Raw genomic sequence first — 11,248 nt, forward strand, 5'->3', positions numbered from 1 at the left:
CAACCCTCCATATTTAGTACTTCATCTAAGCATTGTTCCATGAGTTGATGGGCTTTTTTCGTCACCTCGGCAATTTTTAAATGTACTTGTGCGTCTAGTTCGCTAGTGGCTGCGTCTTTTTAAACACACGTTTTTGATAATCAAATAGCTTACGCAAATACGTTATTTGTAAACTCACATGCACAGGACATGCGCACGTATACATAGAGGCTTGCTCGTTAATAACCGCTAGCTGTAATGCACTAAATTTATTTTCAAGTTCCATAGTATCCTCCCATTATTATTTTTATTTAGGCACTCAATGTGACTCAGCTTTAAAAAATGTAGCTACCAACGTAAGGTGGGATAGGATATTCAGGGTGCAGGACGCCGTGAATACATCCTTGTAGCTTGGTGGCAGCATCCCTGCTGCCAACACCTACACCCTAAATACCCTGTCCCTACTAAAGTGTGTAGCCACAAATGCTAAAGCGGTAGCCTTAAACAATATGCCATGTCAATATTATACCTAATAACTGCAGTCACTGTTTTAACCAGGTGTGCAGCATTAAATTTCAGCGATAGTTTTTTAATACGGCGCAAGTTATGACCCAGCAAAATGTAAACGCACAGTTTGAATTAGTAGGCAATATCAGCGTTAAAGCATTATTGAGCATACTAAATACATTTACGACGGCAAAAAAACAGCGTAAGCAAATTGTTCATAAAAGCTATTATGACAGTTTTGATAGCCGATTGGCTGCGCAGGGACTTAGCGCCGAGTATTGTGTTAGCTCAGACAATGCGGTGTTTTCGTTGCAGGAACTAACCGGAGAAACGGTTATTGCCAGTACAGCTTTAACTGAACTACCGGTTTTTGCGCGTCAGTTTGAATCTGCTGCGCTACGCACACGCCTAGAACCTGTGCTGGAAAACCGTGCGTTATTAAAACTGTGTACGATGAGTATCGAAAGGCACTGCATTGACATTTTGGACAAGCGCCAAAAAATCATTGTGCGTTTAGAGTTTGAAAAGTGCCCAGCCTTCAATAATCGGGTAACTGTTATCGCATTAAAAGGTTATACCGAACAGGCGCATAATTTAGTCGCGCAATTGAAACACTTACAAATGATTAAAAACGTCGTCTCAATACGGAGAAATAGCTTACCCGTGGCCTATAACGCCAAGATTCGTTGTGAATTTACCGCAGATACTCATGCAGAGATTGCTTGTAAAGATTTGCTGACACAACTGTTACAGCTATTAAAAGCCAACGAAACCGGTGTTATTGCGCATTTTGATAGCGAATTTCTGCATGATTATCGTGTTGCAGTACGCCGTACGCGAGTCTTGTTAAGTCAAATGAAAACGGTAGAGCCAGACCACGCATACCAGCATTTTAGTGAGTTTTTTACCTGGTTAGGCGCTGTCACTAGCCCTACGCGTGACTTAGACGTTTATGTCGAACAGTTTAATGCGTATCAAAATTGTTTACCGGCCACACTTAGCGCGGATTTACTGCCGTTTAGAGATTTTTTGTTAAACAAACAAGCCAGCGCGCAACAGATTTTAGCTGAGCATTTAAACTCAGCTAAATACCGAGATACCTTGACTGCATGGGATGCATTTTTACAGTCATCGCCAATATTGCCTATACAACCCGCGAGGCTATCGATTAAAACGCTAGCTGATAAAAAAATTCGTCGGTTGTTTAAGCGCGTCTTGCAACAAGGCCAAGCGATTACTGAAACGTCAAGTCCGGAATGCTTACATGAATTACGCAAAACGTGTAAGAAACTTAGGTATTTACTAGAGTTTTTCCAAAGCCTTTATCCGACAAAAGCCATCAAAGCCTTTCTTCAGCCGCTTAAAGCCATGCAAGAAATGCTAGGTCGCCATCAAGACTATTGTGTGCAAGAGCAGCAGCTTGGCGAGTTCGGCGAGGAACTGCGTTTATTGAATACTACTAGTGCTACGTTAACTGCCCTGAAAGCATTAATAACGGTGTTAGATAAAAATCGACAACAAACGCGCCACGAGTTTAGCCAATGTTTTAGCCAGTTTAGTGGGCATTCGACGCTGAGTTTGTTTAACCGCTTGTTTACACACTAATCTAGCACACCAAATCATTAAAAAGTAAGGCAAATTCTAAAGTATATCGCGATTTTTAATGAAACGCTGGCTAAACCTCGCTGAACTTACATCGGAAAGCCATTGGTAGTGTGAACATAAATCTTCGGTGTGGTGTACTAGCCTAGTTCTTCATACCGTTGTTGCGCAACCATACGGACATCTTCTTCAGCATCATTTTGCAAGTGTTGCAGCAAAATTGGGCAATGCACGTAAGGCCACTTCATAGCGTACCGTCCAATCAGCATCCTCGGCGAGTAAACCTAGCTCATCAGCGTCTATACGCTGGGCGACGATGCGGCGAATACGGGTTTCAGGGTCATTAGCCATTAAGCCTAAACTAACCGTTGGCAAGCGCTCTGCGACGGTGCGCCGGACTTCGTTATCCGGGTCAGCGACCAAACGAAATAATCGTCCTTCGGGTAGGCGTTTGGCGACATAAGCACGCACCAAATAATCAGGGTCTTGCACCATGAGTTCCAATTCTTGTTCTGGTAAACGGTCAGCAACAGTAATCCTGACTTCGCGGTCAATATCATTGCGCAAATTAATCAGCCACTCCAACGGCACACGGTAAGCTAATACCCGTCTGACTGCTTCGTCTGGATCGCTGAGCATGACTTGTAATTGGTTGGTCGGCAAATACCGTGCGGCGATGGCTCGTCGTTCCCAGAAACTATCTTGGCAATAATCGGCGGCAAGGCTGGGATTGGCGCGGAAAAAGCGGTCGATTTGCCGCCCACTGTTCGCCACGACACAGCAATCACCCGGTTTGCAAGCACCTGCTGGCAATAAGGTTTCTCGGTAGCCGCATTCCGAGCAGTCCGCTAACGGTGTCATATCGGCACTGTCTGTCGCCATCGAGCTTGAATCCTTAGGCGGTTTCAAGGGCAGCGGGCAGCAATTGAGGCGTGATTTGCGCGAGCCAGATTTTTAACCGTTCTTCGGTTAAATGCGGTTGGGTACGCTGGTCTAACACTATGCCGACAAATTGATTATCAATAATGGCATGTGAGTGCTTGAATTGATAGCCTTCGGTAGGCCATTGACCGACGATGTCAGCACCGTAGCCATAAAATATCCTATACAGATGAATCATAGAACTGGCGAAGCGATCCGCGTAACGCTCTTGATTACCCAAACCAAATAGCGCGACGCGCTTACCAGATAAGTCAGCATCATCTAAATAAGGGATAAACTCTGCCCAATTGGCTTCCATGCAACCGGTCGCTAATCCAGGTAATTCACCAACTCCATAGCTTGGCGTACCTAATATCAGGGCATCGTACTGCAATAATTCGGCAGGACGGGTTTTGTTGATGTTCTTAGGCTTATCCGCTACCTCTTCACCTAACAAGCTGTAAATCTTTTTAGCCACTAGCCGCGTGCTGCCTGTGTCTGTTCCGAAAAAAATACCGATTTTGCTCATAACTCACCTGTGCTGAAATTGCCTAGTTTCAATATCGTATTAGCAAATTTTGTGCCATGATAAAAGGAGTGTTTTTCTTATTTAATTTCATAAGGATAGGGTGGATTTGCGTGCTAGCGGTAGGCTTATGTTTTCTATGTAACGACAATTACACTGTCGATAGATGGATTTGCGACATTGTTGCGCAAGTCTGTGCGTAGCTGACAGAGGCATATTTCTTCAGATTCCATAAAAGCCCCATGAAATGGGGGGCAGGAAGCTGGTTATTCGTCATTTGTTTTTCCTGTAGTCGATAATTAAAGATAGGCAGCAAAGTGTGAATTTACACTGACCCCATTATATGTATATGTGACCCTATATATCCTACCCAGTTATTCTTATTTATATCCATAGTTCTCTGTGACGTCCTTTTCAAGCGAGAATACCAAATTGCCGGTTCTAACCAATACCTTATATGCATCAGCAAGTTCTTCTGTGTAATCGCTTGTGTGTTTATCGCCCTTGAACGCCTTAAATATATCAGCATGGTCGCTTTTGCCATCTCGTTGTGCTGCAACAATCATAGCTTCTCGACTCGCATAGCGATGTACAAAGTTATTGCGTTTTGATCTGATGGTGGCAATACTTTCTAAAAATCCTTGCAATTCGGTCAAGCGTTGCTTGGATTGATTAGTGGAAAGACGTTCAGTTGGAAACTCACGGAAAGCTTGAGTATAAACAAATTGTTTGAACTGACTATCATGCTGTTTCAATTGATTTTTTAGAGTTTTATCGAGTTTTTTCTCGGACTCGCATCGAACAAATTCAATAAAGAACGTCCGTAATCTATCAGAAGCCATGCCTAAAGAAATCCATGATTGGATGAAGTGCTGCCAAAATAAGTCTGTTTCCGGATGAGGAAAGAAATCGGTTAAATCGGAAAAACTCGATTTTCCGTAGACGGCTGTGGCGCCGATGGAGAGTGCCGCAAGCTTCATTATCGAAATGAACTCGTAGCCACACTCGAATACCTCTTCTCTCCTCTCCTTTGTGGGATAACATTCTCTGGTTGCCTGTGAGATCATTTGAAAGGAATCTCCATCATCAGCGAGAAGTGAGAACCCTCTTGCTACTGTGAAATGCTCGTATCCCTCATAGCCTGGCAAGGCAGTATCCTCGCTCTGCCATATTTCATGATCGCAAACAAACCGTACGCCGAGCCTCTCTCGCTCCTGCGTGACAAGTTGGTACATGCCTAGATTTACATTACCACTTTCTGTATTTTTTCCACTCATAATTCGTCTTTCCTCTGCAAAATGTTCTGCTCAGCCTAGCATTTCGGTAGCGGTCATCCTGTACACTAAAGCAAAAGAAGCCGCCCAACCTTGATAAAAATGGAAATGCAAAACTGCCAGCGGGTTGGAATAACTGAGCTCAAGGGTCAAAGTAAACTCAAATGTCTGCTATTAAAAAACAAATAAGCGATATATAAATTTCTAGCCCCAGTTATTCTAGTTGTTAACTTAAATTTTTTTTTAAACTAGATTGTCTTCTAAAATAGATTGATGTTTAACACCGCCTTCGTTTTTACGCTCTCATTATCCTGTTTCCTCAGCCTGTTTTGGTGAGGCTCTGCTAAAACCCCGAATAATGATAAGAAACTCTCATTCTTTACCCGATACCCACTTAAAGCTAACCCAGCAAGTATTGCTAACCACTCTTAACCAACTGATAAACCAATACAATATTAACCACTAATAACAGCAACGACACCCCTTGCCAGAACCGTAACGGGTTGCGCTCAAGTAACGGAATCGCTTCTTTGCTACTAAAAAAAGCGTGGTTAGGTGTGGTTAAGTCGTATAAAAATTCTGATAAGTCGTTATAGCGTAGTTGTGGATTAATGGCTGTCGCTTTTTGTAATGCGCCGTCAATCCAGATAGGCACCATAGGATTGTGGTGAATGCTGGGCGTGTAGCGTAATTTCGCCAGTTTCATGGCGTCAGCACGTGTCGTCATCGCCGGGCCGAACGGTAGCGTGTTATTAAACATTTCATACATGATGACGGCCAGTGAAAATAAATCAGAGCGCACTGAACCACGCTGGCCTAAGTGATATTCCGGTGCGCTGTAATTTAACGTGCCTAAGATAGTATCATCACCGATGTTTGGTACGATTTCAGCAATGCCAGCGATTTTCACTGAGCCAAAATCGATGATTTTAACGACACCACTCGCGTCAAACATGATGTTTTCAGGTTTTAAATCCTGATGCAGCATTTCCATGCGATGAAATGCGCGCAAGCCTTTGGCGATTTGCTGAATAATAGTTCTTACCGTATCAATACTAGGCTTAGGGTGGGCATTCATCCATTCGCGTAGCGTAGGGCCGGTTAAATATTCCGTGACATAATAAATACAACTTTTTCTCTATCGGTGGGTAAGACTTTCAGCACATGCGAATTGTCTATGCGTTTGCCAGCCCATTCTTCGTGTAAAAAATGTTCGATATAAAGCGTATCGTCGTCAAATAACACCGAGGGCGTTTTTTAAAATAACCGTTGTTTGTGTGCGCGTATCGAAAGCGCGGTAAATTTGTGTGCGTTTACTGGCATGTAACTCTTGCTCTATACGAAAACCGTCTAATACTTGCCCAGGGCTTAAGGGTGGGGGAAAGGGTAGATTTTCATGCCGACTTAAGATTTCATCTTCTTTGGCATTGGGGATTTGAGTGATTTTAATGACTTGGCAGGTTAAATTATCGTCGCTATGCTGAGCCAGTGCGGTGTCTAATAACTGCTGTGCCATCTCAGTTAGGCTTAACGGCTGTTCTAAAACGGTTTTAATTTGTTTATCGGTAACAAAGTCATGAATCCCGTCGGTGGTCAATAAAAACACATCCTCTTGCGCAAGTGACAGCGTTTTATAGTCAATTTCCAAACGCGGTTCTATGCCCATGGCACGGTTTAAATAGTTTTTATCATTAGCTAACCAAACACGATGATCGCGTGTTATTTGCTCTAACACGCCGTCACGTAAACGGTAAATACGCGAATCGCCAATATGGAATAGGTGCGCGGTAGTTGATTTCAACACTAAAATGCTTAGCGTACTAACCATACCGCGCGTTGATTGATAACGGATTTGACCTTGACTGTATAACCACGAGTTCGTCGCCGATAAGATTTTTTGCCCGGCTTGTTTAACCGACCACGAATCCGGCGTACTGTAATAATCGCTTAAAAAACTTGCCACGCAACAATGACTGGCTTGCTTACCGGCATCGCTCCCGCTCATGCCGTCGGCAATCGCAATGGCAATGCCTTTATGGATAAGCTGCGAGCCGCTGGCGATTAACGCGCCAAAGAAATCCTCATTGTCCGGTTTAACGCCTGCTGCGCTAGCATGGCCTATGTCAATGGTCAGCGTGGCTTTGCCCATAACAATAATTAGCCTATTTCAATCATTTCAACGGAGCCGTCTTCTTGCACTTCTGCCATGTGGCCTTTAGGTTCATCGATAAAGCGCACGGCAACTAAAACGAATACACCGACGCCAGCAATGGTTAAGAAAAAAGGTCGACGGCGTGACGAACGATAATACTGTTAAAAATACCACACCACCGACATTACCATACGCGCCGACCATGCCAGCGATTTGTCCGGTCATACGGCGTTTAATTAACGGTGCCATTGCGAAAACCGCGCCGCAACCGGCTTGTACGAATAATGAGCAGACAATAACGACTAAAACCGCCAGCCATAACGGCCATGCTGACGTAATTTGCGACATGATAGCAAAGCCAATCGTTAATCCTAACACTACTAGCGTTAAGCTTAATTTACGACCGTATTTATCGCTAAACCAACCACCGCCTGGACGCGCAATTAAATTCATTACGGCAAAACAACCGCCTAATAAACCAGCTTGTACCGTAGTGATTTGATATTCGGCATGAAACGTGTCATAGAAATAGATAGGTAACATCGAGACGACTGCAAGTTCAGAGCCGAAGGTGATTAAATAAGCCAAGTTTAAAATTGCGACTTGCTTGAATTTGTACCGATGAATTTCTGCTATCGGCTGACGTAACGCTTCCACATTAACATGAAGTATTTTGTACACGTTATAGCCATATAACAGCCAAATACCGATATAAAGTCCTAGGGCTTGTATCTCGGTTAGTAAATGCACACCGGCAGGTGATAATTTCCACGTTAATAAGGTTAAGGCCCCGTATAACGGCATTGTCATGACAATATAAAAATACAAATCGCCCCAGCTAGTGACTTCCATCGCACCGGCTTTTTTCGGTTTGAAATACGTCGAGCCTTTAGGGGTATCGGTGACGCTGAAATAGTATAAAACCGCGAACAACAACGATAAGCCACCGCTAGCGGCAATCGCATAACGCCAGCCTTCATCGCCACCAAACGCTAAGGCTATTGCTGGTAATGCCATCGCAGCAGCGGCTGAACCGAAATTACCCCAGCCGCCGTAAATACCTTCGGCGATACCGACTTGTTTGGCTGGAAACCATTCACCGACCATGCGTATACCAATGACAAAACCCGCGCCAATAAAGCCTAATAAAAAGCGCGCTAGAGCAAGCTCTTCAAAACTATGCGCAAAAGCAAACATAAAACACGGCAAGCTGCCCAGTGCTAATAACGTTGAATACGTCCGCTTAGGGCCGAATTTATCGACTAAAATGCCAATCGCGATACGCGATGGAATCGTAATCGCGACGTTTAAAATCAAAATGGTTTTAATATCGGCGGGGCTTAAGTTTAATGATTTTTGAATCGCCAACATTAACGGCGCATGGTTAAACCAAACGACAAAGCTAATAAAAAACGCCAGCCAAGTCATGTGCAAGACCTTAGTCTTGCCGGAAAAAGACAATAAATTCAATGAATGTGACGACATAAGAGTGGGTAAGTGAGAGAGAGTTTTAACAGCTTATTGACTACGCTAAAACGTTTAGCGTAAACCATTAAGCAATAAAAAAAGGCGTCGCCAAGTAGTAACTCGGAACGACGCCTTTGTCTAATCTGTTCAGCAGTGAACGTTTTGTTAACCCCTGCGTTAGGGTTTTTATGTTGCAAGCAATTGTTAGGCCAATAGTCAGTGCTAAAGAATGTCGTTATCTGTTAGTAGCTTAACACGACTGGCTAACTGATTGATAGCAAAAAGGCTGTTTGAGTGCATTATTATGGTGCGTTTATGCGCTATTTTAGTCAAGTATTGTTCGTCTTGCTAAGTTTGTTGCACAAAAAAGGGGAGGTTGGTGTGATACGGTGCAATGCCCGTTTATGCATTGCCTAAAATTTTGACTTTAACATGGCTCATATTACGGTCACACACTTTCAGGTTATTTTTTAAGTGTCCGGTTTAGTGTAGCCACATCCGTATTCGCTGTTGTCTGTGAGAAATGCACTAAGCTGATGGTTTGTTTCAGTATATACTCATGCATTACCCCCACAGCCTTATGTTTATTCGCTACAAAATAAGGCATGTAACAAAAGCAACACGCTTTTATCAAAACGTTTATCACACACAGGAGTTCACCATGAGACAAAATCATTCTTTAAAATCAGTTATTTCCTTTCTTTTGGGCGTTAGGTTTGTTAAGCTCAGGTTATGCTCAGGCTGAATGGCTAAAAAATTATAGTGCGGCGGCTTACGATGTAGGCTCTATGCAGCCAGCGAAGGCTGGCGGGTTTTATTTAAACCTAAACAGCGCAGCCAAAGCGTCCGGCGCAAAAAATAAACCGTTACTATCGTTACTCGATAATGACGGCAACCCAAATTGGGTAAAACAAATTACGACTGGCAACTATGACACGTTTTATGTTGGCGAGCTTGCGAATGGCAAGTTGTTATTACAAGGTAGTACGCAAACAACGGCAACCGGCAAAACCAATCCGGTATGGGCGTTGTATAACGTCAATGCTGGTACAGGCGCATTAACCCAAGTATTCAGAAAAACATGGAAAGGTAAGGGCGATGATTACTTATTTTTTACTGAAGATAATCAAGGTAATTTAATCGGTACAGGTTCAACAACGACGTTTAACAGTGCCGGTAAAAACGATATGGTGTTAACCAAAGTCAGTGCAAGCACAGGCGTACCGGTTTGGAGCAAAGTGTATGATTATAATAGCGGTGACGATACCGTTGTTTCGTTTATACCTAAAGGGAGTAACCGTTATCTTTTATTAGCCAACTCGGAAGCCGCTAGCGGCAGCAACCAAAAGATATTGATTGGCTTAATAAAACCGGATGGCGTACCGGCAAATGGCTCGTTTAAGGTGTATGGCAATAACGAGGTGATTACGGCGTCGGGTGTTAAGGCGATTTCAGGTGGTAATTATCTGGTATTTGGTACGTTACAAAGCTCTAGTACCGATCAATATCCATCGATTTTTGTCATGAAATTCAATAGCAATTTAGTGTTGCAATGGGCTAAAAGTTATAGTGCTGGCGCCGATGAGAGCTTATCGGTTAGCGATATTAATGAAAATAGCGACCAAAGCCTTATCTTGTCGAGTAATTTGACTGGTATGCAATATATTAATATCGGAGGTTTTCCGGTTCCGGTTGGTTTATCCGTGCATCCTACCGCGATAAAACTATCTGCAAATGGTAACTTTGTTTCGGCAACAAGTTATAACTATCAAGCCTCGGATGTCGCTAATTGGTCACAGCTTCCTGGCGGCAGTTATTTGCTTACAGGCTCAACAACACCGGCATTTGACCCAACCAAACCTAAAGTCATACCTAACACGGATATGTTATATGGACATTTTAATGCTCAATTGGCGCCGATTTGGGTAAAAACCTTTGCTACTGACTTACATGATAGCGGCTCAATTATGCCTTACAACACAGGCTATCTGATGAACGCCTCGACTATTGATACGCAAAGCAGTAATTTTGACGTGGTTGCTGGTGTCCTAAATAGCAATGGCGATGTGCCAGGATGTACCAATATTCAAGACGTGACGATGACAGAAACCACGCCAAGCATTACCGAAAACACTTTAAATTGGCAAGGCGCATCGGCTGCTATTAAGAAAAAAGGCGTTGTAACCCCTGCCGATGTTACGTTAAAAGTTACTAATGCAACGGTTACCGCGACATCTGTTTGTGGTAACTAAACAGCTGCATTATTGAATACGGCGCAATGCATGGTTGTTATTGCGCTTGTTTTAGTCAGGAAAGATAAGGCCGAATAACATGGTTAGCATGGTGTTGCCCGTGTTATTCGGCTACATATAATAGTTTGCTTACTGTATGTCTGCTCAATATAGGTGATAGTAAATATTTTTCACCACCTTACTGAGAGTTTCAATTCATTCATAAATGCTCTGAATATCATGGATAAATCATTTTGGTTAAATAAATGGCGAAACCAGGAATTAGCGTTCCATCAAGCCGACGCTAACCCTTATCTTGTAGAGTTTTGGCCACAATTAGCGTTGGAACAAGGCGTTGAAGTGCTAGTGCCTTTATGTGGCAAAAGCTTGGATATGGTTTGGCTTGCGCAGCAAGGGCATTCGGTTTTAGGTGTGGAGCTGAGTCCATTAGCAGTTGAAGATTTTTTTGCTACATTGGGATTAGCGCCAGAGATTTCTGAGGGTGAGTCATTGTTACGGTATCAAGCCGATGCATGGACGTTACTGCAAGGTGACTTTTTTTGCATTGCCACCTGTTGAGGTCGGGGCG

At 43.3% G+C, this 11,248-nt stretch carries 10 protein-coding genes and 1 pseudogene; 3 read left to right on the plus strand and 8 right to left on the minus strand.

Annotated elements, in window-relative coordinates:
* Positions 1-94: 94 nt before the first annotated feature.
* Complete coding sequence (locus VZ94_RS25755; protein WP_157844839.1) at positions 95-265, minus strand: hypothetical protein; 171 nt, start codon at positions 263-265, stop codon at positions 95-97.
* 320 nt (positions 266-585) lie between these two features.
* Between VZ94_RS25755 and VZ94_RS03235 the strand changes: the two genes are divergently transcribed.
* Positions 586-2,091, plus strand: a complete 1,506-nt coding sequence (locus VZ94_RS03235) for a CHAD domain-containing protein (RefSeq protein ID WP_052700181.1) — start codon at positions 586-588, stop codon at positions 2,089-2,091.
* Between the two features lie 192 nt (positions 2,092-2,283).
* Here the strand turns inward: VZ94_RS03235 and VZ94_RS03240 are convergent, their stop codons facing one another.
* From VZ94_RS03240 to VZ94_RS03260, 7 genes and pseudogenes are all read right to left on the minus strand, one after another.
* The gene (locus tag VZ94_RS03240) at positions 2,284-2,970 is read right to left on the minus strand and encodes a 4Fe4S-binding leucine-rich repeat protein (RefSeq protein ID WP_045778146.1); all 687 of its coding nucleotides are present in this window, start codon (positions 2,968-2,970) and stop codon (positions 2,284-2,286) included.
* Between the two features lie 13 nt (positions 2,971-2,983).
* Positions 2,984-3,538, minus strand: coding sequence for a flavodoxin (locus VZ94_RS03245; RefSeq protein WP_045778147.1), 555 nt, complete (start codon positions 3,536-3,538; stop codon positions 2,984-2,986).
* Between the two features lie 377 nt (positions 3,539-3,915).
* On the minus strand, positions 3,916-4,812 hold the full coding sequence (locus VZ94_RS03250; RefSeq protein ID WP_045778148.1) for a hypothetical protein: 897 nt from the start codon (positions 4,810-4,812) through the stop codon (positions 3,916-3,918).
* A gap of 415 nt (positions 4,813-5,227) precedes the next feature.
* Positions 5,228-5,887 carry a serine/threonine protein kinase gene (locus tag VZ94_RS31540; protein ID WP_338040214.1) on the minus strand — a complete coding sequence of 220 codons (660 nt, stop codon included), beginning with the start codon at positions 5,885-5,887 and terminating at the stop codon, positions 5,228-5,230.
* 23 nt (positions 5,888-5,910) lie between these two features.
* Entirely contained in the window at positions 5,911-6,054 is a 144-nt protein-coding gene (locus VZ94_RS31545) for a hypothetical protein (protein ID WP_338040215.1), read from the minus strand.
* Positions 6,044-6,958: a PP2C family protein-serine/threonine phosphatase gene (locus VZ94_RS31550; RefSeq protein ID WP_338040216.1), complete on the minus strand. Its 915-nt coding sequence runs from the start codon at positions 6,956-6,958 to the stop codon at positions 6,044-6,046. The genes VZ94_RS31545 and VZ94_RS31550 overlap by 11 nt, the downstream gene beginning before the upstream one ends.
* A gap of 8 nt (positions 6,959-6,966) precedes the next feature.
* Positions 6,967-8,446, minus strand: a pseudogene (locus VZ94_RS03260) (NarK family nitrate/nitrite MFS transporter).
* A gap of 698 nt (positions 8,447-9,144) precedes the next feature.
* Here VZ94_RS03260 and VZ94_RS03265 point away from each other — a divergent pair.
* Both VZ94_RS03265 and VZ94_RS03270 read left to right on the plus strand, forming a co-directional pair.
* Positions 9,145-10,680: a hypothetical protein gene (locus tag VZ94_RS03265; RefSeq protein ID WP_045778149.1), complete on the plus strand. Its 1,536-nt coding sequence runs from the start codon at positions 9,145-9,147 to the stop codon at positions 10,678-10,680.
* A gap of 219 nt (positions 10,681-10,899) precedes the next feature.
* Positions 10,900-11,238, plus strand: a complete 339-nt coding sequence (locus VZ94_RS03270) for a class I SAM-dependent methyltransferase (RefSeq protein WP_052700182.1) — start codon at positions 10,900-10,902, stop codon at positions 11,236-11,238.
* Positions 11,239-11,248: the final 10 nt, after the last annotated feature.

This window comes from Methylocucumis oryzae, from assembly GCF_000963695.1.
In the GTDB taxonomy this organism is placed as follows: domain Bacteria; phylum Pseudomonadota; class Gammaproteobacteria; order Methylococcales; family Methylomonadaceae; genus Methylovulum; species Methylovulum oryzae.

Coding starts and splice junctions, on each gene's coding strand:
- VZ94_RS03235 (WP_052700181.1), top strand. CDS start 586: ATGACCCAGCAAAATGTAAACGCACAGTTTGAATTAGTAGGCAATATC.
- VZ94_RS31540 (WP_338040214.1), bottom strand. CDS start 5,887: ATGAATGCCCACCCTAAGCCTAGTATTGATACGGTAAGAACTATTATT.
- VZ94_RS03250 (WP_045778148.1), bottom strand. CDS start 4,812: ATGAGTGGAAAAAATACAGAAAGTGGTAATGTAAATCTAGGCATGTAC.
- VZ94_RS03240 (WP_045778146.1), bottom strand. CDS start 2,970: ATGGCGACAGACAGTGCCGATATGACACCGTTAGCGGACTGCTCGGAA.
- VZ94_RS31550 (WP_338040216.1), bottom strand. CDS start 6,958: ATGGGCAAAGCCACGCTGACCATTGACATAGGCCATGCTAGCGCAGCA.
- VZ94_RS03245 (WP_045778147.1), bottom strand. CDS start 3,538: ATGAGCAAAATCGGTATTTTTTTCGGAACAGACACAGGCAGCACGCGG.
- VZ94_RS25755 (WP_157844839.1), bottom strand. CDS start 265: ATGGAACTTGAAAATAAATTTAGTGCATTACAGCTAGCGGTTATTAAC.
- VZ94_RS03270 (WP_052700182.1), top strand. CDS start 10,900: ATGGATAAATCATTTTGGTTAAATAAATGGCGAAACCAGGAATTAGCG.